Here is a 24,680-nt window from a genome sequence, read left to right on the forward strand (position 1 = left end):
AGCGGCCACAGGGATGCCCGGCGTGCCGCGCCGGCGCGAAGCTGAATCGGCCACGGCGGCCGGCTAGCCGCGCTCGATGTTGCTGAGGTCGCGCAGGACGCCCACCCGGCCGTCCGTGTGCTGGACCAGGAACTCGTCGCCGCGGTCCTCGAGGGCCAGTACCCAGCCACCGGGCTCGATCCCGAACAGCGGTGCGCCCGTGCGCTCGTCAACGGCGGTGCGGTGCTGTGCCACGGCGAACCAGAAGGCTTCGTGGACCTGCTCCTGCTCAGACTCCTCCGGCCGGCTTGCGGGGTCGACGGTGGCACCGATCGGTTCCTGCGACCTCGCCTGCTCCGGCAGTTCCACCCTTGGGTGAACGGCGGTGGCAGGCGTGGCAGAGGCCGCCCGGGCCGTCTCCTCCGCGGCGTCATGTGCAGTTACGTCCGACTTGCCCTGCGCGACGGGGGCTTCCGCTGCCGGCTCCTCCGCGCCTGCCGCCCCTGCCGGGGCTTTGGCGTCCGGGGCTTCCGCTGCGGGCTCCTCCGCGCCTGCCGCAGCAGCCGGGGCTTCAGCTGCCGGGGCTTTGGCGCCCGCCGCTCCTGAGCCGGCTGGCGCTGCGCTGGCCGCCGGGGCGGCCGTGGCTGCGTTCACCTGGGTCCGCTCGGCCTCCGCCGTTGCCGGCTGCGCGCCGGCATCAGTGGCATTGGCGGACGGCAGTGTGCCCGTCTGTGCGGCGGCGGCGGCGCCGCCAGTCGGCGGAGAAGGCACGACGGCGGCAGGTCCCGTTTCCGGCGAGGCAGCGGCGCTGCTGGCCGCGTTGGCGGCGGGCCAAATACCAGTCGCCGGTGCTGCGGCGATTCCGGAACCGGCAGCTGCAGCGCTAGATGTTCCGGCGCCGGAGACCCCGGTTTGGGCTGCACCGTGGCCCGGCTGGCCGACCGCCGTCGCACCATGGGAACTGGCACCAGCGGAAACTGGACGGCGGGAATCAGTGCCCGCAGGCGCAGCGGCACCCGCCGAGGTTGCGCCGACCGAAGCACCGGTGGAACCGGTGGAAGCAGCACCGGGCGCGGCGGCGGCAGGCTTGGGCTCCTTGGGTGCTTTGGGTTTGCGCACCGGAACGGCCGAGTCACGCGCCATGATGTGGGCCGGCACCTCGGTGCGGTCCAGGAAGTCGCCGGCGAAGAACGGGATGTAACGGGCCAGCACCGTGGCAGCCAGCAGCACGAGGGAACCGATCAGCGCCACGAGCAGGCTGGGCGTGTAGGCGCCGGCGACGGACAGGAAGAAGAAGCCGACAGCAAACGAGGCAACCACCGAACCGAACTGGTCCACGGAGAGGGATCCGATGCGGACCCGCGTGTCGGGGGCAAGCCGGCGGGCGGCGAACAGCGCGGCAACGATGAGCGGCAGCACCACGCCCAGTCCCAGGAAGAAGAGGCTTCCGAGGTTCCACAGGTTGTAGCGCACGGCGAACATCGGGATCAATGACGCAATGAAGAGAACCAGGGTGGCCGCGAAGACGGTCAGGTCACGGACGGTGAAGGGTCCAGCAACGGCCTCATTCCGCACGCCCTGCTGCTTCATGAAGGTCGGCGCAGCACTGTGCGCTTCCGGCCGCCCGGACGGTTCCGCCCCGTGCGGTGCCCGGCCGGCGCCCTGCTGGGCCGTGCCCTGCTGGCCCGGCTGGCCCTGGCTTTGCTGATTCATTTCTGTTCTCCTTAGCGTGGCGGCGCCCGGACTGGCGTCCCTGCGTGATTCCGCCCTACGGCCGGAGCCTGACCACAAGCGGTCTGGCTGCCTCCGGCCACTGTCACGAGTCCATCTCAGCCTAGCCAAGTGGAGGGTGCTTCACTAGCTGACTGGCCGCAGTGCCGCGCGCTCACAGAAGCAACACAGCTCTCCCAAAGAACCATTCACCGCTAAAAGGGCACCGTTCACGGCTCGTCGTGTGACGCGGCCCACGCGCCCATGCCGGAGGCGCTAGTCTGGTTTCGGAACAGCTCTTTGCGGTTTGTCCGCGACGGGCCGTTGCCCGCCGCCGTGCCACGGCCGGGCAAGGCCGGGACCGGCGCACCGCGCAGCAAAGATCGATGAATGATGAGGTTCACCATGTCCCAGGACACCCCCGGCTCGACGGCCACCGCTGCCACCCCCAGCCAGCAGGGCGATGCTCTTGAAAACCTGCTGCATGAGAACCGCAAGTTTGCCCCTTCCGAGGACTTTGCCGCCAACGCCGTGGTGGGCGCCGAGGTCTATGCCGAGGCGGCAGCCGACCGGCCTGCTTTCTGGGCCAGCCAGGCCCGCGAGTTGCTGACCTGGAGCAAGGACTTCACCGAGGCGCTGGACTGGTCCAACCCGCCGTTCGCGAAGTGGTTTGTCGGCGGCGAGGTCAACGCCGCGTACAACGCCCTGGACCGGCACGTGGAGAACGGCCTCGGCGACCGGGTGGCCATTTACTTCGAGGGCGAGCCGGGCGATTCCCGCTCGTACACCTACGCGGAACTGACCGAGGAAGTGAAGAAGGCAGCGAACGCGTTTGAATCCCTCGGTGTGGCCAGGGGCGACCGTGTGGCCGTCTACCTTCCGATGATCCCCGAGGCCGTCATCACCCTGCTGGCCTGCGCCCGGATCGGTGCCGTGCATTCGGTGGTGTTCGGCGGCTTCTCCGCCGACGCGCTCCGGTCCCGGATCGAGGACGCCGAAGCCAAGCTCGTGGTCACCGCGGACGGCACGTACCGGCGCGGCAAGCCCAGCGCCCTGAAAACAGCGGTCGACGCCGCCCTCGAACAGGACGGGCACACCGTGCAGAACGTCGTGGTGGTCAAGCGCAACGGCCAGGACGTGGACTGGCACGAGGGCCGGGACCACTGGTGGGAGGACACCGTAGGGGAAGCGTCAGCCGAGCACACCGCCGTCGGGCACGACTCCGAACACCCGCTGTTCATCCTCTACACCTCCGGGACCACCGGCAAGCCCAAGGGCATCCTGCACACCACCGGCGGCTACCTCACCCAGACCGCCTACACCCACAAGGCGGTCTTTGACCTGCACCCCGAGACGGACGTGTACTGGTGCACGGCCGACGTCGGATGGGTCACCGGACACTCGTACGTCGCCTACGCGCCGCTCATCAACGGCGCCACCCAGGTCATGTACGAGGGCACCCCGGACTCCCCGCACCAGGGCCGCTGGTGGGAGATCGTGGAGAAGTACAAGGTCTCCATCCTTTACACCGCCCCCACCGCGATCCGCACGTTCATGAAGTGGGGACGGGACATCCCGGACAAGTACGATCTGTCCTCCATCCGGGTCCTGGGTTCCGTGGGCGAACCCATCAACCCCGAGGCGTGGATGTGGTACCGCGACGTCATCGGCGGCAACAAAGCACCCATTGTGGACACCTGGTGGCAGACCGAAACCGGGGCCCAGATGATCGCCCCGCTGCCCGGCGTCACGGAGACCAAGCCCGGCTCCGCGCAGGTTCCCCTGCCCGGCATCGCCGTGGACGTCGTGGACGAGAACGGAGCCTCCGTCCCCGACGGGCACGGCGGCTTCCTGGTGATCCGCGAACCCTGGCCGGCCATGCTCCGCGGCATCTGGGGCGACCCCGAACGGTTCAAGGACACCTACTGGTCCCGCTTCGAAACCATGTACTTCGCCGGGGACGGCGCCAAGAAGGATGAGGACGGTGACATCTGGCTCCTGGGCCGGGTGGACGACGTCATGAATGTCTCCGGGCACAGGCTCTCCACCACGGAAATCGAGTCCGCCCTGGTCAGCCACCCCGCTGTGGCGGAGGCCGCCGTCGTAGGCGCCGCAGATGAAACGACCGGCCAGGCCGTCGTCGCGTTCGTCATCCTCCGCGGCGATGCCGTGGACTCCGGCGACGAAATTGTCCAGGACCTGCGCAACCACGTCGGTAAGGAAATCGGACCGATCGCCAAACCCAAGACCATCCTCGTGGTCCCCGAACTGCCCAAGACCCGCTCGGGCAAGATCATGCGCCGACTCCTCAAGGACGTTGCCGAAGGACGCGACGTCGGAGACGCCACCACCCTCGCCGACAACACGGTCATGCAGCAGATCGCGGCATCGCTCAAGAAGTAGACGCATCACAGCCAGGCAGGGCCCGTCCGGAACACCGGGCGGGCCCTGCCTTGTGCGGCGCTGCCCCGGGCCCCGCCGTCGGAATCCCGCGTGTTATTTTGCGATCTTTCCTGTTCCCTTTTGCGAGGTTATAGTCAGTGATATGTGACACATGTCACACACTTCCATTTCCCCGGGAGAGATCATGGCACCACATCCGGAAGCGTCCACAAGCGCCGGGCCAGCCCGGCGGACATTCCTTAAAACAATGGGCGTCAGTGCCGCCGGCATGGCCGGCGTGCCACTGTTGGCGGCGTGCACCGGAGGCAGCGGACCGTCCGCCGGCGGCTCGGAATCCTCCGGCCTGACCTTCGGCTCCGGCTCCTCCGACGAAGTTCCCAAGAAGGCGTACCAGGCGGTCACCGACGCTTTCACGAAGAAGACAGGCAAAACAGTCAGCACCAACGTGGTGCCGCACAACGACTTCCAGAACAAGATCAATTCCTACCTGCAGGGCTCGCCGGACGACGCCTTCACCTGGTTCGCCGGCTACAGGATGCAGTTCTACGCGGGCAAGGGCCTCCTGGCACCGGTCGATGACGTCTGGGCCAAGATCGGCGGCAATTTCTCCGACGCCCTGAAGAAGGCCTCCACCGGGCCGGACGGGAAGATGTACTTCGTCCCCAACTACAACTATCCGTGGGGCTTCTTCTACCGGAAGAGCGTGTGGGCCGACAAGGGTTACGAGGTGCCGGAAACCTTCGATGCCCTCAAGGCCCTGGCGGCCAAGATGAAGGCAGACGGCATCATCCCGATCGGTTTCGCGGACAAGGACGGCTGGCCCGCCATGGGCACGTTCGACTACATCAACATGCGCCTCAACGGGTACCAGTTCCACGTGGACCTGTGCGCCCACAAGGAGACCTGGGACCAGAAGAAGGTGACAGACGTCTTCGACACCTGGTCCGCGCTGCTCCCCTTCCAGGATCCTGCGGCGCTCGGCCAGACCTGGCAGGACGCGGCGCGGGCGCTGGCCGCCAAGAAGACAGGCATGTACCTGCTCGGCTCGTTCGTCACACAGCAGTTCACCGACCCCGCAGTGCTGAAGGACATCGATTTCTTCGCATTCCCGGAGATCGCCACCGAGGGGCGCGAGTCGGTGGAGGCACCCATCGACGGGCTGCTGCTGTCCACCAAGGGCGGCGGGAACGCGGCCGCGCACCAGTTCATGGAATTCATCGGCACCCCCGAGGGCCAGGACATCTACGCCTCGGTGGACGCCTCCAACATCGCCACGGCCAAAGGCGCGGACACCTCCAAGTTCACGCCGCTGAACAAGAAATGCGCTGACACCATCGCCCAGGCGAAGTCCATCAGCCAGTTCTTTGACCGCGACGCCCTGCCCGCCATGGCCAACAACGTCATGATCCCGGCCCTGCAGACCTTCCTCAAGAACGGCAAGATGGACGTCAAGAATCTTGAGGCGCAGGCCAAGTCACTGTACGCGGCCCAATAGCGGCCGGGAGCCTCCCATGAGCGCAACAGCACGAGACCTGGTCCCGCCGGAGTCCAGGGCACCATCCGGGGCGCCGCCGAAGCGGGCCCGCGGCGGAAAGGTCCGCCGGCTCTCCAAACGGGACAAGGCCGCCCTGTCCCTCATGGTGGGCATTCCCACCCTCATCCAACTGGTGTTTGTGTGGCTGCCGACATTCATGTCCGTGGGGCTGAGCTTCACCCGCTGGAACGGCCTCGCCCTGACCGACATCCGGCCGGCAGGCGCGGACAACTACCAGTACATCTCCCAGGATTACCCGCCGTTCTGGCCAGCCATCCAGCACAACCTGCTGTGGCTGGCCTTCCTGGCCCTGGTGGCCACCCCGCTGGGCTTGCTCCTGGCGGTGCTTCTGGACCAGCAGATCCGCGGCAGCAGGATCTACCAAAGCATCTTCTTCACACCCGTAATGCTGTCGTTGGCACTGATCGGCATCATCTGGCAGCTGTTCTACCAGCGTGACAACGGCCTGCTGAACTTCCTGCTCGGAACCTCGGGAACGCCGCAGGCCGTTGACTGGTTCGGGGATTCCTCGGTGAACATCTGGGCGGCCATGATCGCCGCCACGTGGCGGCACTCCGGCTACGTCATGCTGCTGTACCTGGCGGGCCTCAAAGGCGTGGATCCCAGCCTGAAGGAAGCCGCCGCGATCGACGGGGCCAACGCGGCGCAGACCTTCTTCCGCGTGGTGTTCCCGGCCATGCGGCCCATCAACATCGTCATCGTCGTCATTACGATCATCGAGTCCCTGCGGGCGTTCGACGTCGTCTACGTCATCAACCGCGGCACCAACGGCCTGGAACTCCTCAGCGCCCTGGTGATCCAGAACCTCGTGGGCGAAGGACAGGTGATCGGCGTCGGCTCCGCCCTTGCGGTGGTCCTGCTGGTCATCTCCCTCGTGCCCATCGTGTTCTATCTCAGCCGCACCTTCGGCAAGGAGAAGAGGGCATGAGCGCCGCCGTCTCCCCCGGTACGGCCGCCACCGGAAAAACCGGACGCTCCGGCAGCAAACCGAAGCGGCATTACGGGACGCACATCTTCCTCACGGCCATGGCGGTCATGTGGCTGATCCCCCTGCTCTGGGCCGTCTTCACCGCGCTGCGGCCGATCGCCTCGACCAACGAGCACGGCTACTTCAGCGTGGCCGGCGACTTCAACTTCGACAACTTCATCCAGGCCTGGTCCCAGGGCGGCTTCGCCAAATACCTGTGGAATTCGGTGATCATCTGCGTTCCGGCCGTGCTGCTGGTGCTCTTTCTCGCGTCCATGATGGCGTTCGCCGTCAGCCGGGTGAACTGGAAGTTCAATATCACGCTGCTCATCATGTTCACCGCGGGGAACCTGCTGCCGCCCCAGGTGCTGGCGGCGCCGCTGTTTGAGATGGCCAAGCACTTCCAGGTGCCCTACTCCTTCAGCGATTCGGGCAACATGCTTAACACCTACATCATCGTCATTGCCGTGAACATGGCGTTCCAGATGGGGTTCTGCACCTTCGTGCTGTCCAACTACATGAAGGCGCTCTCCGCGGACCTGACCGAGGCCGCACTCGTGGACGGCGCCGGCATCTGGCGCCAGTACCGGGAAATCATCATGCCGCTGTGCCGTCCGGCCTTCGCGGCCCTGGCCACCCTGGAAGTCATCTTCATCTACAACGACTTCTTCTGGCCCCTGCTGTTCATCCAGAGCGGCGACCGGCTGCCCGTCACCACGGCCATCAACAACCTCCAGGGCGAGTTCCTGAACAACTACAACCTGCTGGCGGCCGGCGCGGTCATCACCGTCATCCCCACCCTGGTGGTCTATCTGCTCCTGCAGCGGCAGTTTGTTGCGGGTCTGACTCTTGGTTCCAGCAAGGGCTAGGCGATGATGGGCAGTACGAGGTTTCATCCAGCGAAAGGACCCCGATGCTTCCCGCGGCCCGCCACCAGTCCATAGTGGACGCCGTCCGGCGCGAGCGGGTGGTCCGCGTGTCGGACCTGGCCCAGCAGCTGGGCGTGTCCCTGATGACGGTCCGCCGCGACATCGAGATGCTGGAGGAGAGCGGCCAGGTGGAGCGGATCCACGGCGGCGCCAAGCTGCCCGGGGATGCCAGCACGCACGAGCCCGGATTCGAGCTGAAGTCCACCCAGCTGACCGCGCAGAAACGCGCCATCGCCCTGGAGGCCGCCGCCCTGGTTCACGAGGGCATGGCGGTGGCCCTGAGCGCGGGCACCACCACCTGGGCGCTGGCCAAGGAACTCGCCAACGGCCCCCGGATCACCGCGGTGACCAACTCGGTAAAGATCGCCGACCTCTTCCACCACGCCTCCGCGACGGGCTCCGGTCGCCACGCCTCAACAGTGATCCTCATCGGCGGCGAGCGCACTCCGTCGGACGCCCTGGTGGGTCCCATCGCGACGGCGGCGCTAAGCCAGCTGCACCTGGACCTGCTGTTCCTCGGTGTGCACGGCATGGACGCGGACGCCGGCTACACCACGCCGAACCTCCTGGAGGCCGAAACCAACCGCGCCTTTATCGCAGCCTCCCGGAAGGTGGTGGTCCTGGCGGACCACACCAAGTGGGGCACCCAGGGAATCAGCACCATCGCCAAACTCGAGGAAGCCGACGAGGTGATCTGCGATTCCGGGCTGTCCCCCGACGCCCAGCGGATCCTCCGGGACCGGGTGGGCCGGCTCAGGCTCGTGTAGTCCCCATCAGCCCCGCTACGGGCAGCCGCAGGACTGCCTGACCAGGAGTTTCGTCGGAAAGACGCGGTGCTGCGCAGGCTCGCCACGGTCCGCTCCGACCAGCGCCCGGACGGCGGCCTCCGCCATGTCCCGCACGGGCTGCTCGACTGTGGTCAGCGTGGGCCAGGAGTATTCGGCGTCCTCTGACCCGTCGAAGGAAACCAGTGCGATGTCCCCCGGGACGGACAGGCCGGCCTCGTGGAACGCGCGGAGGATGCCGATGGCCTGCATGTCCGAGCTGGCGAAGATGGCGGTGGGCCGGTGGCCCGACGCCAGGAACCGCTGCCCGGCGGCGTAGCCGCCAACCCGGGTGAAGGCGCTGCGTGCAATGGGGCCTTCCGGCAGCCCGGCACCCTTGAGCGCCTGCAGCCAGCCCTCTTCGCGGGCGTCCGCTTCGTTGCCGGTGGTGGTGCCCATGGCCAGTCCAATGTTGGTGTGGCCATGCCCGATCAGATGCTCGACGGCGGTGCGGGCACCTTTGGCCAGGTCCACGCCCACCGTGGTGACCCCGGCCGAACTGCCGCTGTGGCTCAGGAGCACGGACGGGATCTCCGCGGTCTCCAGGTCAGCCAGGTCAGGCTCGAACAGGACGCTGGCCAGTACCACGCCGTCCACCTGCCGGGCGGCCAGGTTCCGGATGTTCCGGCGCTCCTTGGCCAGGTTGCCGTCCGAGTTCGTCAGCACCAGGGCGTACCCAAGGGCCCCCGCAGCGTCCTCCACTGCGTGGGCGAGCATGGAGAAGAACGGGTTGCTGTTGTCCGGAATGACCAAACCGATCGTTTCGCTGGACCCCAGTTTCAGGGCCCGCGCAGCCGCGTTGGGGCGGTAGCCCAGCTGCCGGATGGCCTCCTGGACTTTCGCCTCGGTGGCGGGCGCCACCTTCTTCGGCCCGCCGTTCACCACGTAGCTGACGACGGCGGTGCTCACCCCGGCGTAACGGGCAACATCCTTGCGGGTCACCTGCGTCCGCGGGGTGGGCACTGCCGGAATGGTCATAGTGTCCATGCTAGCCACAGCCCGGGCTAGAGCGCGGACGGAGCATCCCCAAAGTCGCGGATGGGGAGGCGTTCGCCGTTCCGCCGGGCCGATTCGTGGGCCACGATGCCGGGCAGGGTGAAGCGCGCGGCCGTCCAGGCGTTGACGGGCGGCAGCGACCCCGTGTTCACCGCCGTGACAAAGTCGTCCACGAGGAAGTGGTGGCTGCCCTCGTGTCCGTTGGGGGCGCCGCGGAACTCCTCCGGCAGCCTGTCGCTGTCATGCACGGGAGCCAGGCCGGACACGAAGGCGTCCCGGAGTTCAGGCGCCACGTTGGCGAGCGAGGGATCGTCCAGGGCCATGCTGGGCCGGGACTCCACCTGCTCGGAGATGTCGTGCACGTCGGCCTTGTCCTGCCACACCGTCACCTTGGCCAGCTGCTCGAAGCTGGCCTCGGTGCCGAAGAAACGGAAGCGGGATTCACGAATATGCGAGGGGTAGCCCACCCGGCGCATTTCGTTGGTCCGCATGGCACCGCCGTCGTTCAGTTCAAAGAGGGCCGTGGCGTTGGAGAAGTCGTTCCCGAACATGCTGATGTCCTTGTCGAACACCCCGTCCTGGCGGTCGTCCTTCACACCGACGCAGCTGACGCTGACGGCGTGCGCCGGCAGGGCACCAAGGACCCCGCCGATCGCGTGGGTCGGGTACAGCATGGGCGGGTAGCTGGCGGTTTCCTTCCAGCGCTCGCCGCCGCTGTACTGGTAGGCGTCGTAGAAACCCAGGTCCATGTCGTGGACGTAGTCGCCCTCGGAGTAGAACACCCTGCCGAACCGGCCTGCCGCGTGCTGCTCCCGCGCGTAGACCGTGGCCGGGTTGTAGTAGCTGGTTTCACCCATCATGTAGACGTTGCGGGTTTCCCGGACGGCGTCGATGATCCTCGCGATCTCTTCCTCGGTGACGGCCATGGGTACGGCCGAGTAGACATGCTTTCCGGCGCGGAGGGCCCGCTCCACGAGCGGCCCGTGGGTCCACCGCTGCGTGAAGATGGCAACGGCATCGACTTCGGACGCCAGCAGCTCATCGAAGCTGCCGATGCTGCCGGCCAGGTCGTACAGCGCAACTGCCTCGGCCGCACGGTCCGCCCGCTCGTCCACCACGAAGACCTCGCTGACCCCGGGGTGCAGGTTGAAGAGATGGGCGAACTGGCCACCGAATTGCCCCACGCCTACTACTCCGATTGAAAACGCCATTGTTCCTGCCTTTCAGGATCCGGCGGCACCGCTTTTCGGCGCGCACACATGTTTGCGCCACAGTCTTGCACCTGAATCTACTCGAGTCAACGCCTGCAACGTTGGAGAAAATTTGCCCTGTAATTCCACGGAAATATTCCTTGCACTCCCAGATCTACTCGTGTAGATTCATTGGCGATTGTTAGTTCCATCACACACCCAGGAAGGGTCGATGATGACCACCCTTACCAAGCAGCAACAGGGCACGGCAGCGCGGGCCGGCCGGCCCGGGTCAGCGAAACCCGCCCGGAAGAGCTTCATCCACCGCCTCGGTGACTTGAAGGTGGCACTGTTCTTTGTCTTCCCGGCAATGATCGGCTTTGTTCTCTTCTATCTGGTCCCCACCATCCGGGGCGTCTACCTGAGCTTCACCGAGTACAGCATCCTGGGCGACCCCACCTGGATCGGCATCAAGAACTACACCGCCATGCTGGGCGACGAACTGTTCTGGAACGCGATGTGGGTCACCGTCCAGTATGTCGGGCTGAACATCGGATTCCAGACGGTGATCGCCCTCGGGCTGGCACTCCTGATGCACCGCGTCGCAAAGTCCACGTTCATCCGCGGCGCGCTGCTCCTGCCCTTCCTGGTGGCCAACGTCATCGTGGCGCTGCTGTGGTTCTGGATGCTCGACTACCAGATCGGCATCGTCAACGAAATCATCAGCTGGATGGGCCTGCCACGCATCGCCTTCTTCGGCAGCGAGCAATGGGCCATTCCCACCGTTGCGGCCGTCAACGTCTGGCGCCACATGGGCTACACCGCCCTCCTGCTCTTCGCCGGTCTGCAGTCCATCCCCAACCACGTGTACGAGGTTGCCTCCCTCGACGGCGCCTCCCCCACCCGGACCTTCTGGAGCATCACCATGCCGCTCCTGCGCCCCGTGCTGGTGCTGGTGCTGGTGGTCACCGTGATCGGGTCCTTCCAGGTGTTCGACACCGTTGCCGTGACCACGGCCGGCGGACCCATCAACGCCTCCCGCGTCATCCAGATGTACATATACGAAAAGGCCTTCGGCGAATCGGACTTCGGCTACGCATCGGCACTGTCCGTCATTCTCTTCCTCATTCTTGCCCTGGTGGCCTTCGTGCAAATGAAGTTCCTCAAAGGCAACGAATCGGATCTGGACTAAGGAACCCCAGCCATGAGCACCTCCACACTTTCCCGTAAGAAGCCCGTCAGCACCATCCATATCCGGAAGAAGCCGGTCAGCTGGCGGCGCATCGGAGCCTGGGCCCTGGTGGCCGTCGCCATCGCCGTCACCGTGGCGCCGTTCCTGTGGATGCTGCGCACCGCGCTGTCCAGCAATGCCTCGCTGGCATCGAACGCCGGCAACCTGCTGCCCGCCGACTTCAGCCTCGGCGCCTTCAAACGGGTCCTCGGCATGCAGAGCCCGGAAGAGGCCATCGCCGAAGGAGGCTCGGGAGCCGCCATCAACTTCTGGCTGTACCTGCGGAACTCGGTCATCTTCGCCAGTGTCACCACTGCCGGGCAGGTCTTCTTCAGCGCGATGGCAGCCTACGCCTTCTCCCGGCTCCGCTGGCCCGGGCGGAACGCTGTGTTCGGCCTGTTCCTGGCCACGATGATGGTCCCGCCGATCTTCACCGCGCTGCCCAACTTCCTGATGATCAAGAACCTGGGTCTGCTCAACACGTTCGCCGGCATGACCCTGCCGTTCCTGTTCATGACCCCGTTCGCCATCTTCTTCCTGCGCCAGTTCTTCCTCAGCATGTCCAGGGAAGTGGAGGAAGCCGCCATGCTCGACGGCGCGAAGCACCTGAGGATCTTCTTCCAGATCGTCCTGCCGAACGCCGCGGCACCCCTGGCCACCCTGGCCCTGCTGACCTTCATCGGCCAGTGGAACGAATACTTCTGGCCGCTCCTGGTGGGCCAGGACGAAAGCGTCCGCGTGCTCACCGTGGGCCTGGGCGTCTTCAAGTCCCAGTCCCCGCAGGGCGCCCCGGACTGGACCGGGCTGATGGCCGCCACCCTGGTGGCCGCACTCCCCGTCCTCCTGCTGTTCATCGCCTTCGGCAAGAAGGTCGTCAACTCCATCGGCTTCTCCGGAATCAAGTAACCCCTTGCCTCCCCCGCAATACCCTCGAAAGGTCCATCATGAAGAAAACCATCGGCGTCGCAGCTGCCGCCGCGGCAATCGCACTGTCCCTCTCCGCCTGTGGCGGAGGCAGCCCTGCCTCCAGCGAGGCCAAGGGCGAAATCAACTACTGGCTGTGGGACGCCAACCAGCTCCCCGCCTACCAGCAGTGCGCCACGGACTTCACCAAGGCCAACCCGGACATCAAGGTCAAGATCACCCAGCGCGGCTGGGACGACTACTGGACCACGCTGACCAACGGCTTCGTCGCCGGCACGGCCCCTGACGTCTTCACCAACCACCTTTCGAAGTACCCCGAGTACGCCGCCAAGAAGCAGCTGCTCTCCCTCGATGATGCCGTGGCCAAGGACGGCGTCAAGCTGGACAGCTACACCAAGGGCCTGCCCGAACTCTGGGTCGGCCAGGACGGCAAGCGTTACGGCCTGCCCAAGGACTGGGACACCGTGGGCCTGTTCTACAACAAGGCCCTGACGGACTCCGCCGGCATCAGCGCCGAACAGATGGCCAACCTTGACTGGAACCCGAAGGACGGCGGCAGCTACGAGAAGGCCATCGCCCACCTGACCGTGGACAAAAACGGCAAGCGGGGCGACGAAGCCGGCTTCGACAAGAACAACGTCGCCGTCTACGGGCTGGGCCTTGCAGGCAGCGGCTCCGGCCAGGGCCAGACCGAATGGAGCTTCCTCAGCGCCACCACAGGCTGGACCCACACGGACAAGAACCCCTGGGGCACCAAGTTCAACTACGACGACCCCAAGTTCCAGGAGACCATCGCCTGGTGGGCCGGCCTGATCGCGAAGGGCTACATGCCCAAGCTGGAAACCACGGTGGGCGCCAGCCTCGCTGACAACTTCGGCGCCGGCAAGGCCGCGATCAACACCACAGGTGACTGGCTGATCGGCCAGTACAAGAGCTACAAGGGCGTGGATACTGCGTTTGCCCCCACCCCCAAAGGCCCCGACGGCAAGCGTGCCAGCATGTTCAACGGCCTGGCCGACTCCGTCTGGGCAGGCACCAAGAACCCTGCAGCGTCCGTCAAATGGGTTGAATACCTCGGTTCCGCCGCCTGCCAGGACGTCGTAGCATCCAAGGCCGTGGTGTTCCCGGCCATCACCAGTTCCTCCGAAAAAGCGGCCCAGGCGTTCAAGGCCAAGGGCATCGATGTGTCGGCCTTCACCACCCACGTCAAGGACGGCACCACGTTCCTCTTCCCCATCGCGGACAAGGCCGCGAAGGTGGACGGCATCATGAAGCCGGCCATGGATGCGGTGCTCTCCGGCAAGAAGCCGGCCAGCTCCCTGACCGACGCCAACAACCAGGTGAACGACCTCTTCAAGTAGCGGGCCAACTGGGCGAAAATCAAAGTCCAGGCATCCACACAGCACCACACCTGCGGGGCCGGAACAGCGCACACCGCGCCCGGCCCCGCAACACCTCCCATACCATTCTGCTCATCACGAAAGAGACCCACCTATGGATCCCCTGCACCTCCGTTCCGCCGGCACCAGCCTGGTGATCAGCTTCAACAGCGGGGAGGCCGAGGTCATCCACTGGGGTGCCGACCTTGGCAGCGAACTCCCTGACCTGTCCATACTCACGGAAACCATCACCAACTCCGCCGTCGACGTGAACGTCCCGACCGGGCTGCTCCCCCAGGCGTCCTCCGGCTGGCGCGGGCGGGCCGCCCTGCGCGGCCATCGGATTGCCGACGGCGTCTCCGGACTCGACTTCTCCGTTCGCCTGCGCACCGTACGCGCCACAGTCAACGGCAACGCCGCCGCCATCGTTCAGCACGATGCCGACGCCGGCGTCACTGTCGAATCCACGCTTGCCCTCCACGAAGGCGGCCTGCTGGAACTGCACCACGCTGTCACGAACACCGGAACCACGCCGTTCCAGCTCGACGAACTGGCCACTGTCCTCCCGGTGGCTCCGGACGCCGTCGAACTTCTCGACCTGACCGGGCGCTGGTGCCGGGAACGGCACCCCCAGCGCCGCCCCATCCAGCAGGGCACCTGGGTGCGCACCGGCCGGCACGGCCGGACCGGACACGACTCCTCGCTGCTGTTCGCGGCCGGGACGGCCGGCTTCGGCAACCGCCGCGGCCGGGTCTGGGCCACCCACCTGGCATGGAGCGGCAACCACGAACAGTTTGCGGATGCCCTCGCAAACGGGCGAACCATGATCGGCGGCTCCGAACTGCTGGGCCCGGCCGAGGTGGTCCTGGAGCCCGGCGCCAGCTACACCACGCCCAAGCTCTTCGCCGCGTACTCGGACCGCGGCCTGGACGGCATCAGCGAGGCGTTCTACAGCTGGTTCCGTTCGCGTCCGCACCACGTGCTCCCCGCGGCGGGCGGCGGAAAGCCGCGGCCCGTGGTCCTCAACACCTGGGAGGCCGTCTACTTTGACCACAACCTGGACACCCTGATCGAACTCGCCGACTCGGCCGCCGACCTCGGCGTGGAGCGCTTCGTCCTGGACGACGGCTGGTTCCGCGGCCGCCGCGACGACACCGCCGGGCTGGGTGACTGGTTCGTGGACGAGACGATGTGGCCGGACGGGCTGACGCCGCTCATCGACGCCGTCACCTCCCGGGGCATGGAGTTCGGCCTGTGGGTGGAACCGGAGATGATCAACCTCAATTCGGACGTGGCACGGGCGCACCCGGACTGGATTGTGGGCCCGGCGGCGGTTTCCCACAAGGACGGCGGCCGGCTTCCCCTGACCTGGCGCCACCAGCACGTGATCGACCTGGTCAATCCGGAGGCTTGGCAGTACGTCTTTGACCGGATTGACGCGCTCCTGCGCGACAACAGGATCAGCTACCTGAAGTGGGACCAGAACCGCGACCTCACCGAACACGGGCACGCCGGGCGCCCTTCCGTGCACGGACAGACTCTCGCCGCGTACCGCCTGTTCGGCGAGCTGCGGAAGGCGCATCCCGGCGTCGAGATTGAGAGCTGCTCCTCCGGCGGGGCACGCGTGGACCTGGGCATTCTGGAGCACACGGACCGCATCTGGGCTTCAGACTGCAACGACGCCCTGGAACGGCAGACCATCCAGCGTTGGACCGGCGTCGTGGTTCCGCCCGAACTCGTGGGCGGCCACATCGGCCCCACGACGTCACACACCACCGCCCGCACCCACGACCTGTCCTTCCGCGCAATCACGGCACTGTTCGGCCATTTCGGGATGGAATGGGACGTCCGGGAGGTGCAGGGCGCCGAGCGCGAGGAGTTGAAGCGGTTCATCGCCCTGTACAAGGAGCACCGCGGGCTGATCCACAGCGGCCGGATGGTCCGGGCCGATGTGCCCGACGACTCGCTCATGCTGCACGGCGTGGTGGCTGGTGCTGCCGGTTCCGGTGCTTCCGTTGCTTCCGTTGCCTCCGGCACGACTGCGGCGCTGTTCGCCGTGGTGAGCATGCGCACCTCGTTCGCCGAGCTGCTGGGACGCGTAGCCCTGCCCGGGCTGGAGGCGTCGCGCCGCTACCGGGTGGAGGCCATCTTCCCGGCCCCGGGAGACGCGGACTACGCCCACACGTTCACCCAGATCCAGCCGCCGGCCTGGCTGGCTTCCGGCGCGGAAGCCAGCGGCCGTTTCCTGGCCGAGGTCGGGCTGCCGATGCCCAGCCTCAACCCGGAGCACGCTTTGGTGCTGAAGGTCACGGCGCTCTAGGACGCAAAGCCAAGGGGCGCTGGCCGGGGCGATACGCCGCCCGGGCCGGTGCCCCTTGCGTTGCAGACTGAGCGCGAACGAACACTTAAGCCCCGCCGGTGAGCGCGAACGAACACTTAAGCCCCGCCGAAAGCCGAGCCGGCCGCCCGACCGGGCGTCCCGCCGTCGAACATTCAGTGTCAGAACAAGCGGAGGCCGTAACGAAACCCGTCCCATCGAAGACCGGCAACCCGACGCGATAGATTTGCAGTCATGACTGAAGCCCCCTCCGCCACCGAAGCCGGCCGCGGCACCATCCTTGTCCTCAACGGCCCCAACCTGAACCTCCTCGGCACCCGCGAGCCGGAGAAGTACGGCACGGCCACCCTTGCGGACGTCGAACAGCTCGCCAAGGACGCCGCCGCCGCGCACGGGCTGGACGTCGAGTGCTTCCAGTCCAACCATGAAGGCGCCCTGGTGGACGCCATCCACGCGGCCCGGGGCAAGGCCATCGGCATCGTACTGAACGCGGGGGCCTACACCCACACCTCGGTGGCCATCCGGGACGCCATCTCCGCGGTGCAGATTCCCGCGGTTGAGGTCCACATCACCAACGTGCACGCGCGCGAGGAATTCCGCCACCACTCCTACCTCTCGGACATCAGCAAGGCCGTGATCGCCGGTGCCGGGATTCTGGGGTACCGGTTCGCCGTGGAATTCCTCGCCGACCTGAATGCCGGCAAGGCCTGACCATGCCGGCGGCGGGGTCCGCTTCTGGCTCCGGCACCGCAGAGTGGTACCGGCACTTCGGCACGGTTGATGCCCCCGGTTCCTCGCCCTGCTACGCCGACTGGTCGCTGCACATCGCCGACGATCCCCGGCTGATTGCCCGGATCGACGAGTGGCCGTACAACAAGCGCCAGCCGCTGCTGATGCTGGCTGCCGCCCGCTTCCTCGGCGCCGCGGTGGCCCCGTACGCGGAGTTCCGGACGTTCCTGGACGGGCACTGGGATGAGATCTCGCGCATCGTTCTGTCCCGCGCCACCCAGACCAACGAGGTGGGCCGCTGCGCCACCTTGCTGCCCTCGCTCGCGGCCATCGCCGCCGCGGAGGGCAGGCCGCTCGCCCTGATCGAGGTGGGCGCCTCCGCGGGGCTCGCCCTGTTCCCGGACCACTACAGCTACGAGTTCGACGACGGCGCAACAGTCACGCGGTTGGCTCCCGCCGCGTCCGGCGAACCGCCGGCCGGACCCGGGGAGCCCCCGGTCCTCCGCTGCCGGACAGCCGGTCCGGTTCCCCTGCCCGGCAGCCTCCCCGAAGTGGTGTGGCGGGCCGGAATTGATCTGAACCCCCTGGATGTACGCAATCCCGACGACGTCGCCTGGCTTGAGGCGCTGATCTGGCCGGAGCAGGAGTTCCGCCGCGAGCGGCTGCGCCGGGCCATCGCCGTTGCGCGCCAAGATCCGCCGTTGCTCGTGGCCGGCGACCTGAACGATCAGCTGCCGCCGCTGGCCGCCAGGGCACCTGCCGACGCCGCGCTGGTGGTGTTCCACAGCGCCGTCATGGGTTACGTCAGCGCTGACGGGCGTGCCAGGTTTCGGGCCACCGTACAGGACCTGGCGCTTGATCGGGGTTGCCACTGGCTGTCCAACGAGGGCGAGACGGTGATCATCCAGGAGGACGGCTCTGCGGTTGTCCCGGAGATGGACCCCGGCCGCCTTGGCGGTAACTTCCTGCTGCTGCACGACGGCCAGCCGGTGGCCATCACCGGCCCGCACGGTCAGAGCCTGGACTGGCTCTGACCGGCTGATCCTTTTGTTGGATGCCGGTTGCCGGATGCACTTATTGCTGGATGCCCCTACTGCTGAATGCCCCTACTGCTGAATGCACTGCCCCGACGACACCGGGCTGGACAGGCCCGGCGCCTCTGCCGCCACCGGCCGGAGGTCGATCATCGGGATTGCGAAGCCCAGGGCGGCGTTGGACGTGGTCTTCGCGAAGATGACGCCCGCCACCTCTCCGTTGGTGGTGAGCAGCGGCCCGCCCGAGTTGCCGGGCTGGACGTCGCCTGCCAGTTTGTACACTTCGTCCGGAACGGGGTTGTTGCCATAGATGTCCGGTACCAGCACCGTGGAAATGCCCTGCACCGTGGCTGGCTTGGACTGGTACGGGCCGCCGTGCGGGTAGCCGGCAAAGGCGGCGGCGGTTCCCGCGGGCAAATCGGAGCTCAGCGGCAATGCCGCGGTGGACAGCCCGTCCACCGCCAGGACCGCAAGGTCGCGCTTGCTGTCGAAATACACCACCCTGCCGGGCATGGCTCCTCCGCCGGGGACTTCCACCACGGGCTGCGACACACCTGCCACCACGTGAGCGTTGGTCACCACGCGTCCCGGCGACACCACAAAGCCCGTTCCGGTCTGGTTCTGCCCGCACTGGAAGGCGGTCCCGGCAATCTTCAGGACCGAACCGGCTGCCCTGTTCAGCGCCGGGGTATCCGTGCTGGCGTTCGGAACCGGGACCTGCTGGTCCTGCCCGATACCCTCGATGAGCGTGGGGATGCCGTCGCCGATGACGGCCGAGCGCAGCTGCGCCATGGCGGTTTTGACGGGATTGGGCGTCAGTCCGTCTATGAAACGGATCACTTTCGACTCGGCCAGCTGCTGCGACACGAAGGGCACGCCGAGTGCGCTGATGCTGAACGCCAGCATGGACATAACCAGCGCGGACACGATCAGGTTCACGGCCCCGCCGATGATTCTGTCCATGGCCCGGAGCGGCTGCATGCGGACGGCGCTGCGGATACTGCGCCCGATCATGGTGCCAAGGGCGTTTCCCAGGACCACCAGCAGGACGGCAGTGCCGATGATGGCGGTCAGGCGCCACCCGCTGTCCTTTACGAAGTCGCTGACCAGCGGAACGGAGAGGAAAGCGGCCACTGCGCCAGCCGCGAAGCCGGCGAGGCCGCCCACGGTCACCAGAAAGCCGTTGCGCAGGCCGTAGATCAGATAGGACAAAAGCGTGAGAATCAACGCAAGGTCCAGAACGGTCAGGCCAAACACCGGGTCTCCTCACAAGCAGCTGAGCCCCGATTCTACTGGCCAAGTCTGACAATTTGCCGTGGATGCGCGGAGCCTGCGCCGGTCTCGCGGCGTCTTTTAGGGCGTTTCAGCTGCCAAGTACGTCACAGAACGTTGAAAATTCTGAAACAATGGCACAAGCGCCCCAGACGACACTTTTACTCAGGAGAATTCATGGACATCGAGGTATTGCGCCGCGCACCCCTTTTCGCAACGCTGGACGACGACGCGTTCCGCCTGCTCACGGACGAACTGACCGAGGTCGACCTGTCCCGCGGCGCATCCGTCTTCCGCGAAGGCGACCAGGGTGACCAGCTTTACTTCATTGTCTCCGGCAAGGTGAAGCTCGGCCGCACCTCCCCCGACGGCCGCGAATCCCTGCTGGCCATCCTTGGCCCGGGTGAGCTCTTCGGCGAGATGGCCCTGTTCGACCCGAGCCCCCGCACCGCCACGGCCACGGCCGTGTCGGAAACCCGCCTGGCCGGCCTCAAGAACGAAAGCCTGAACTCCCTGCTGCGGACCCGCCCCGAGGTCTCTGCCCAACTGCTGCAGGCACTGGCCCGCCGCCTCCGCCGCACCAACGACTCCCTCTCCGACCTGGTCTTCTCCGACGTGCCCGGCCGCGTGGCCAAGGCCCTCCTGGACCTCGCCGACCGCTTCGGCCGTCCCGCCACGGACGGCGTTCTCGTGGCACACGAGCTCACCCAGGAGGAACTGGCCCAACTGGTCGGCGCCTCCCGTGAAACCGTCAACAAGGCTCTCGCCGAGTTCGTCCAGCGCGGCTGGCTCCGCCTCGAGGCCCGCGCCGTCGTGATCTTGGACATGCAGCGCCTCCGCCAGCGCTCGCGCTAATCCGCCCTGCAGGGGCCGCCTCGTTCATCTCGGGGCGGCCTTTCGTTTTTTAACTCACCCCCGGCGGAAGGCGGCCAAAACCCGACGGGACCTGAGGAAGCGTCGGGGAAAAGGCGACGGGACCTGAGGAAGCGTCGGGGAAAAGGCGACGGGATCTGAGGAAGCGTTGGGGGAGATACGCACGAGCCGTGCTGCGGGCCTTCGGGTAGGAGCGCATCGCGGGGCATCGGGGTCCGGAGGGCGCTCAGCGACCGCAGGGCCCTTATGACCCGTGTCTAAGCGACGGCGAAGGGCCGCCGCCCGGTGAAGGTGACCAAAGCGAACGCAACCCAAGCGGACGGAACCATAAGAGACGGCGAAGGTTCAGCGTTCCCGCTGGGGCTCTCCGGCTACCGTCTTTGCTGCCTCGACCTCAAGCATGAGCGTGCCGTCTTCCTCGACGAGGCGAGGCTGGTAGACGTGCGGGGTGCGCTTGTAGCTGAGGTAGGCGATGCAGCCGTTGGCTTTCGCCATCTTCTCCAGCATGATCTCGGAGCCGGGAACCATGAGCTGCCCGAGGGTGAGGCCAACGGTGTTCTCCTGGCCCAACTCGTCACCCAGGGCGGTGGTGTCACGTTCGGCAACAACCTTGGTGGCGCACACCCACCGTCCCCAGACACCCTTGCTCGCCAGGATGGAGGGCTGCTGGTTCATGGGGACGGTGGCGGCGAAATACCGGGTGTTGAAGCGCCGGTGCGCGAAGTCCGGGCTGAGCCAGTTTACGAGCGGCTTCAGCAGGTCGGTCCGAAGGGACAGGCCGCGCTTGGCCAGCTCCGCCGTGAACGACTTTTCCTGCGACGCCACCGCTTCCCGGGCCTTCATCCACTCGGCGGTGGATGTTGCCTCCACGGTGGAGGAAAGATCCGGGCCGGCCAGCAGCACGCCGGTCTCCTCGAACAGCTCGCGGACGGCGCCCACCACGTGGCGGCGCGCCAGTCCGACGTCGTCCGTTCCCATCTGTTCCGCCCAATGCTGGGGCGAAGGCCCCAGCCAGCCGACGGCGTCGTCGTCGGACGCATCCAGGGAGCCGCCCGGAAAGGCAACGACGCCCAGCGGTGACTCCCCGGGACGGTAACCGAGCCATGTTTCCAGGCCGGTGGGTGAATCCCGGAGAAGCACCACTGACGAGGCGAAACGGGGTGCGCGCGGAGTCCGTTCGCCGTGTTCGAGCCAGCTACGTGCAGCCCCTTCAAAATCGGGGGGAAGAACAAACAGCCGGCGTGCTAGGTGAGGCAAGGGAACCGACTGCTCCCTAGCTGAATTCGGCGATCAGTTCGACTTCCACGGGAGAGTCGAGGGGCAGGACTGAAACGCCGACGGCGGAGCGTGCGTGCTGGCCCGCGTCACCGAAGACCCGGCCCAGGAGCTCAGACGCGCCGTTGATGACGCCGGGCTGGCCGGTAAAGGAAGGATCGGAAGAGACGAAGCCCACAACCTTCACAATGCGCGTGATGCGGTCGAGGTCACCGATGACGCTCTTCACGGCGGCCAGGGCGTTCACGGCACAGACGGCGGCGTAGGCCTTGGCGTCTTCCGGGGACACAGTCGGCTCGTCCGAGGTTCCCTCGGTGCCGGCGGACACCTTGCCCGTAGCTTCGAGTTTGCCGTTAATAAACGGCAGCTGTCCGGACGTGTAAACGTGGTTGCCGGAGACTACGGCCGGCACGTAGGCGGCGACGGGCGCGGCAACTTCCGGGAGGGTCAGTCCGAGCTCGGCGAGACGCTGCTCGACGGCGGACGATGGCGCCAGATCAGCGCTGGAAGCGGTTTCCTGGGGGGTGGTCATGCTACTGCTTCTCCCTCTTAAGGTAGGCGACAAGGCCGTTGCCGTCGGGTCCGGGGACTACCTGAACAAGCTCCCAGCCGTCGTCTCCCCACTGGTCCAGAATCTGCTTCGTGGCGTGGATGATGAGCGGAATCGTGGCGTACTCCCATTTGGTCATGAAATAAAGCCTAATCGTTGCCGGTAAACTGGAGAACATGGCGACTCGTAAGAACCCCATATTCGACACGGCCACCACCCTCGGAAAAATTCTTGGCTTCCTTGGCGTGAGCGCTATTTGTGGTGTCCTCGTGGCCGGCCTGCTGGTTCCTGCAGCCGCCGTTTCGGGCAGCACAGCCAGCGGCTCGATCGAATTCTTTGACACCCTGCCCGCTGAACTCCAGGTGGACCCGCCCAGCCAGTCCACCAAGGTCCTGGCCGCGGACGGGAGCGTGATCGCCAACCTGTACGCGGAGAACCGCACCCGCGTTCCGCTGGACCAGATCTCCCCGTTCATGAAGGACGCGGTGATCTCCATTGAGGACAGCCGGTTCTACGAGCACGGCGGCGTGGACACCACCGGCATCCTCCGCGCCCTGGTGGCCACGGCCCGCGGCAACAAGCAGGGTGCGTCCACCATCACGCAGCAGTACGTCAACAACGTCCTCAACGCCAACCTTGAAGCATCGGGCAACTCCGATGAGGTCAAGCTCAACGGTGTCAACAAGGGCGTCGGAGACAAGCTCCGCGAAATGAAGCTCGCGATCGCACTGGAGAAGAAATTCACCAAGGAGCAGATCCTTGAGGGCTACCTGAACATCGTCTTCTTCAACCGTGACGCGTACGGTATTGAGGCCGCCTCCAAGTTCTTCTTCAGCACCACCGCGAAGAACCTGACGCTCCCCCAGGCCGCGCTGCTTGCCGGACTCGTGAACAGCCCGTCGGCCTTCGACCCGATCACCAACCCGGACAACGCGAAGAAGCGCCGGGACCTGGTGCTGAGCGCCATGCTCACCCACAACAAGATCACCAAGGCCCAGTACACCGCCGCAGTTGCCGCCCCTGTGACACCGAAGGTGACCCCGGCGCGTCAGGGCTGCGCCTACTCGCCCACCGCCCCGTACTTCTGCGACTACGTGCTGCACCTCCTGCTGAACAACCCGGCCTACGGTGCAGATGCGACCGAGCGCGAGAAGAAGGTGTTCCGCGGCGGTCTGACCATCAAGACCACCCTGGACCCGAAGGCGCAGAAAGCGGCGCAGGACCAGGTGAACTCTGCAGCCGGCTCGAACCCGGACAAGTGGGGCGCTGCGCTGGTGTCCGTTGAACCGGGTACGGGCAAGATCACCAACATGGCCCAGAACACCTCATGGTTTGCGGGCAAGGGCAAATTCGATTCCCAGATCAACTTCAGCGTGGACCAGTATGACGACCAGGGCAATGACCTGAACGGCCTCGGCGGCGCGCAGCCCGGCTCCACCATGAAGCCGTTCACCTTTGCCGAGTGGCTGAATGAAGGCAAGTCGATGAACACCATCGTCAATGCCGCCCAGCGCCGGTACCCGCAGGACTTCCCGTGGCAGAACACCTGTTCCACTCCAACGGTGGGCTGGTATGACAGCACGAACGGCACCGAGGACCTGCAGAACGCCGAAGAGAATTACTACCGCCCCATGACCGTGCTGGACGGCCTCAAGAACTCCATCAACACCGCAACGTTCGCCTCGGCTGCGCAGCTTGACCTGTGCGGTATCCAGAAGGTCGTGGACGCCGTCGGGCTGCACGAAGGCCTGCCCATCCGCGACAAGGAGACCAACGCGGTGGTGGATCCGAACCCCAAGATCACCATGACCACCATCGGTAACCTGCTGGGTTCGCGGCAGACAGCCCCTCTGACCATGGCCAGCGCCTTTGCCACGTTCTCCAACGACGGCAAGTACTGTGCCCCGATCGCCATCACCTCGGTGACAGACCAGACCGGCGCACAGCTGCCGGCGCAGTCCCCGGCCTGCCGGGACGCCCTTAAGCCCGAGGTGGCGCGCGGCGTGAACTACGCACTGCAGAAGGTCCTGAACGAGGGCTCCGGCTCACTGATCGAGCCGCGGATCTCCACGCAGACCAACTTCCCCATCGCGGCCAAGACCGGTACCTCCAACAACAACGGCTCCACCTGGGTCGTCGGACACACCACGGGCCTCGCGACGGCGGCGTGGTTCGGTGACCCGCTCGGCAGCCAGCAGCGCGCCGGCCAGAACGTGACCATCAACGGGAAGTTCTACACCGGCATCGACGGCTACATGATCGCCGGGCCGATGTTCTCCAACTTCATGTCCCAGATTGCGCCGGGCTACGGCACGGAACCCTTCCCGGAACCGCCGTCGAACCTGCTTTACGGCACCCCCCAGTTCGAGCCCACGGTCCCGAACAATCCCTCGACCGGAGGAGACACCGGCGGGAACAACGGCGCCAACACCGGTGGCAACACCGGCGGAAGCACCGGGGGCAACAGCAATAACAACAGCGGTAATAACGGAAACGGCAACGGCAATAAGGGGAACGGCTGA

General features: G+C 66.2%; 20 protein-coding genes. 13 read left to right on the plus strand and 7 right to left on the minus strand.

What is annotated here, in order from left to right; all coding sequences use genetic code 11:
* Nucleotides 1–63: 63 nt before the first annotated feature.
* Entirely contained in the window at nucleotides 64–1,692 is a 1,629-nt protein-coding gene (locus tag ACFRAU_RS18960) for a hypothetical protein (protein ID WP_378001062.1), read from the minus strand.
* A 402-nt stretch (nucleotides 1,693–2,094) separates the two neighbouring features.
* Here ACFRAU_RS18960 and acs point away from each other — a divergent pair, with 402 nt between their 5' ends.
* From acs to ACFRAU_RS18985, 5 genes are all read left to right on the plus strand, one after another.
* A complete protein-coding gene (acs, locus tag ACFRAU_RS18965) occupies nucleotides 2,095–4,092 on the plus strand; it encodes an acetate--CoA ligase (RefSeq protein ID WP_378001088.1) in 1,998 nt (665 codons plus the stop codon).
* 184 nt (nucleotides 4,093–4,276) lie between these two features.
* Entirely contained in the window at nucleotides 4,277–5,587 is a 1,311-nt protein-coding gene (locus tag ACFRAU_RS18970) for an ABC transporter substrate-binding protein (RefSeq protein ID WP_378001063.1), read from the plus strand.
* A gap of 16 nt (nucleotides 5,588–5,603) precedes the next feature.
* A complete protein-coding gene (locus ACFRAU_RS18975) occupies nucleotides 5,604–6,575 on the plus strand; it encodes a carbohydrate ABC transporter permease (RefSeq protein ID WP_377995083.1) in 972 nt (323 codons plus the stop codon).
* Entirely contained in the window at nucleotides 6,572–7,483 is a 912-nt protein-coding gene (locus tag ACFRAU_RS18980) for a carbohydrate ABC transporter permease (RefSeq protein ID WP_378001064.1), read from the plus strand. Before ACFRAU_RS18975 ends, ACFRAU_RS18980 begins: the two co-directional genes overlap by 4 nt.
* A gap of 44 nt (nucleotides 7,484–7,527) precedes the next feature.
* Nucleotides 7,528–8,310: a DeoR/GlpR family DNA-binding transcription regulator gene (locus ACFRAU_RS18985; protein WP_377995081.1), complete on the plus strand. Its 783-nt coding sequence runs from the start codon at nucleotides 7,528–7,530 to the stop codon at nucleotides 8,308–8,310.
* Nucleotides 8,311–8,325: 15 nt separating this feature from the next.
* Here the strand turns inward: ACFRAU_RS18985 and ACFRAU_RS18990 are convergent, their stop codons facing one another.
* Nucleotides 8,326–9,345, minus strand: a complete 1,020-nt coding sequence (locus tag ACFRAU_RS18990; protein ID WP_378001065.1) for a LacI family DNA-binding transcriptional regulator — start codon at nucleotides 9,343–9,345, stop codon at nucleotides 8,326–8,328.
* A 26-nt stretch (nucleotides 9,346–9,371) separates the two neighbouring features.
* Nucleotides 9,372–10,574 carry a Gfo/Idh/MocA family protein gene (locus tag ACFRAU_RS18995; protein WP_378001066.1) on the minus strand — a complete coding sequence of 401 codons (1,203 nt, stop codon included), beginning with the start codon at nucleotides 10,572–10,574 and terminating at the stop codon, nucleotides 9,372–9,374.
* 214 nt (nucleotides 10,575–10,788) lie between these two features.
* Between ACFRAU_RS18995 and ACFRAU_RS19000 the strand changes: the two genes are divergently transcribed.
* The 6 genes from ACFRAU_RS19000 to ACFRAU_RS19025 all read left to right on the plus strand — a co-directional run bounded on the left by ACFRAU_RS19000 (nucleotide 10,789) and on the right by ACFRAU_RS19025 (nucleotide 18,188).
* A complete protein-coding gene (locus ACFRAU_RS19000; protein WP_378001089.1) occupies nucleotides 10,789–11,745 on the plus strand; it encodes a carbohydrate ABC transporter permease in 957 nt (318 codons plus the stop codon).
* A 12-nt stretch (nucleotides 11,746–11,757) separates the two neighbouring features.
* Nucleotides 11,758–12,690: a carbohydrate ABC transporter permease gene (locus ACFRAU_RS19005; RefSeq protein WP_377995078.1), complete on the plus strand. Its 933-nt coding sequence runs from the start codon at nucleotides 11,758–11,760 to the stop codon at nucleotides 12,688–12,690.
* A 38-nt stretch (nucleotides 12,691–12,728) separates the two neighbouring features.
* Complete coding sequence (locus ACFRAU_RS19010; RefSeq protein ID WP_378001067.1) at nucleotides 12,729–14,069, plus strand: ABC transporter substrate-binding protein; 1,341 nt, start codon at nucleotides 12,729–12,731, stop codon at nucleotides 14,067–14,069.
* A gap of 133 nt (nucleotides 14,070–14,202) precedes the next feature.
* Nucleotides 14,203–16,407 (plus strand): alpha-galactosidase, encoded by a 2,205-nt coding sequence (locus tag ACFRAU_RS19015; RefSeq protein ID WP_378001068.1) that lies wholly within the window; start codon nucleotides 14,203–14,205, stop codon nucleotides 16,405–16,407.
* 252 nt (nucleotides 16,408–16,659) lie between these two features.
* Nucleotides 16,660–17,136: a type II 3-dehydroquinate dehydratase gene (gene aroQ / locus ACFRAU_RS19020; RefSeq protein WP_377995075.1), complete on the plus strand. Its 477-nt coding sequence runs from the start codon at nucleotides 16,660–16,662 to the stop codon at nucleotides 17,134–17,136.
* A gap of 2 nt (nucleotides 17,137–17,138) precedes the next feature.
* Entirely contained in the window at nucleotides 17,139–18,188 is a 1,050-nt protein-coding gene (locus ACFRAU_RS19025; protein ID WP_378001069.1) for a DUF2332 domain-containing protein, read from the plus strand.
* A gap of 72 nt (nucleotides 18,189–18,260) precedes the next feature.
* On the opposite strand, the gene ACFRAU_RS19030 is transcribed toward ACFRAU_RS19025, so the two are convergent.
* Nucleotides 18,261–19,445, minus strand: coding sequence for a MarP family serine protease (locus tag ACFRAU_RS19030; RefSeq protein ID WP_378001070.1), 1,185 nt, complete (start codon nucleotides 19,443–19,445; stop codon nucleotides 18,261–18,263).
* Nucleotides 19,446–19,637: 192 nt separating this feature from the next.
* On the opposite strand from ACFRAU_RS19030, the gene ACFRAU_RS19035 reads away from it, so the two are divergent.
* On the plus strand, nucleotides 19,638–20,315 hold the full coding sequence (locus tag ACFRAU_RS19035; RefSeq protein WP_003797871.1) for a Crp/Fnr family transcriptional regulator: 678 nt from the start codon (nucleotides 19,638–19,640) through the stop codon (nucleotides 20,313–20,315).
* Between the two features lie 363 nt (nucleotides 20,316–20,678).
* Here ACFRAU_RS19035 and ACFRAU_RS19040 read toward each other — a convergent pair whose 3' ends face one another.
* Genes ACFRAU_RS19040 through ACFRAU_RS19050 form a run of 3 tightly spaced genes read right to left on the minus strand, consistent with a single transcriptional unit; the run spans nucleotide 20,679 to nucleotide 22,297 of the window.
* On the minus strand, nucleotides 20,679–21,590 hold the full coding sequence (locus ACFRAU_RS19040) for an NUDIX hydrolase (RefSeq protein ID WP_377995072.1): 912 nt from the start codon (nucleotides 21,588–21,590) through the stop codon (nucleotides 20,679–20,681).
* 16 nt (nucleotides 21,591–21,606) lie between these two features.
* The gene (locus ACFRAU_RS19045; RefSeq protein WP_378001071.1) at nucleotides 21,607–22,140 is read right to left on the minus strand and encodes a RidA family protein; all 534 of its coding nucleotides are present in this window, start codon (nucleotides 22,138–22,140) and stop codon (nucleotides 21,607–21,609) included.
* A gap of 1 nt (nucleotide 22,141) precedes the next feature.
* Nucleotides 22,142–22,297 (minus strand): DUF4177 domain-containing protein, encoded by a 156-nt coding sequence (locus ACFRAU_RS19050; protein WP_003797879.1) that lies wholly within the window; start codon nucleotides 22,295–22,297, stop codon nucleotides 22,142–22,144.
* 37 nt (nucleotides 22,298–22,334) lie between these two features.
* On the opposite strand from ACFRAU_RS19050, the gene ACFRAU_RS19055 reads away from it, so the two are divergent.
* Nucleotides 22,335–24,680: a transglycosylase domain-containing protein gene (locus ACFRAU_RS19055; protein ID WP_378001072.1), complete on the plus strand. Its 2,346-nt coding sequence runs from the start codon at nucleotides 22,335–22,337 to the stop codon at nucleotides 24,678–24,680.

This window comes from Arthrobacter sp. NPDC056691 (assembly GCF_042791415.1).
Classification (GTDB): domain Bacteria; phylum Actinomycetota; class Actinomycetes; order Actinomycetales; family Micrococcaceae; genus Arthrobacter.

What these genes read in the sequence shown, in the direction of transcription:
- ACFRAU_RS18985 (WP_377995081.1), top strand. Translation starts at nt 7,528, where the DNA reads ATGCTTCCCGCGGCCCGCCACCAGTCCATAGTGGACGCCGTCCGGCGC.
- ACFRAU_RS19005 (WP_377995078.1), top strand. Translation starts at nt 11,758, where the DNA reads ATGAGCACCTCCACACTTTCCCGTAAGAAGCCCGTCAGCACCATCCAT.
- ACFRAU_RS19045 (WP_378001071.1), bottom strand. Translation starts at nt 22,140, where the DNA reads ATGACCACCCCCCAGGAAACCGCTTCCAGCGCTGATCTGGCGCCATCG.
- ACFRAU_RS18960 (WP_378001062.1), bottom strand. Translation starts at nt 1,692, where the DNA reads ATGAATCAGCAAAGCCAGGGCCAGCCGGGCCAGCAGGGCACGGCCCAG.
- aroQ (WP_377995075.1), top strand. Translation starts at nt 16,660, where the DNA reads ATGACTGAAGCCCCCTCCGCCACCGAAGCCGGCCGCGGCACCATCCTT.
- ACFRAU_RS19055 (WP_378001072.1), top strand. Translation starts at nt 22,335, where the DNA reads ATGGCGACTCGTAAGAACCCCATATTCGACACGGCCACCACCCTCGGA.
- ACFRAU_RS19050 (WP_003797879.1), bottom strand. Translation starts at nt 22,297, where the DNA reads ATGACCAAATGGGAGTACGCCACGATTCCGCTCATCATCCACGCCACG.
- acs (WP_378001088.1), top strand. Translation starts at nt 2,095, where the DNA reads ATGTCCCAGGACACCCCCGGCTCGACGGCCACCGCTGCCACCCCCAGC.
- ACFRAU_RS19025 (WP_378001069.1), top strand. Translation starts at nt 17,139, where the DNA reads ATGCCGGCGGCGGGGTCCGCTTCTGGCTCCGGCACCGCAGAGTGGTAC.
- ACFRAU_RS18975 (WP_377995083.1), top strand. Translation starts at nt 5,604, where the DNA reads ATGAGCGCAACAGCACGAGACCTGGTCCCGCCGGAGTCCAGGGCACCA.
- ACFRAU_RS19000 (WP_378001089.1), top strand. Translation starts at nt 10,789, where the DNA reads ATGACCACCCTTACCAAGCAGCAACAGGGCACGGCAGCGCGGGCCGGC.
- ACFRAU_RS18990 (WP_378001065.1), bottom strand. Translation starts at nt 9,345, where the DNA reads ATGACCATTCCGGCAGTGCCCACCCCGCGGACGCAGGTGACCCGCAAG.
- ACFRAU_RS19015 (WP_378001068.1), top strand. Translation starts at nt 14,203, where the DNA reads ATGGATCCCCTGCACCTCCGTTCCGCCGGCACCAGCCTGGTGATCAGC.
- ACFRAU_RS18980 (WP_378001064.1), top strand. Translation starts at nt 6,572, where the DNA reads ATGAGCGCCGCCGTCTCCCCCGGTACGGCCGCCACCGGAAAAACCGGA.
- ACFRAU_RS18970 (WP_378001063.1), top strand. Translation starts at nt 4,277, where the DNA reads ATGGCACCACATCCGGAAGCGTCCACAAGCGCCGGGCCAGCCCGGCGG.
- ACFRAU_RS19035 (WP_003797871.1), top strand. Translation starts at nt 19,638, where the DNA reads ATGGACATCGAGGTATTGCGCCGCGCACCCCTTTTCGCAACGCTGGAC.
- ACFRAU_RS19010 (WP_378001067.1), top strand. Translation starts at nt 12,729, where the DNA reads ATGAAGAAAACCATCGGCGTCGCAGCTGCCGCCGCGGCAATCGCACTG.
- ACFRAU_RS18995 (WP_378001066.1), bottom strand. Translation starts at nt 10,574, where the DNA reads ATGGCGTTTTCAATCGGAGTAGTAGGCGTGGGGCAATTCGGTGGCCAG.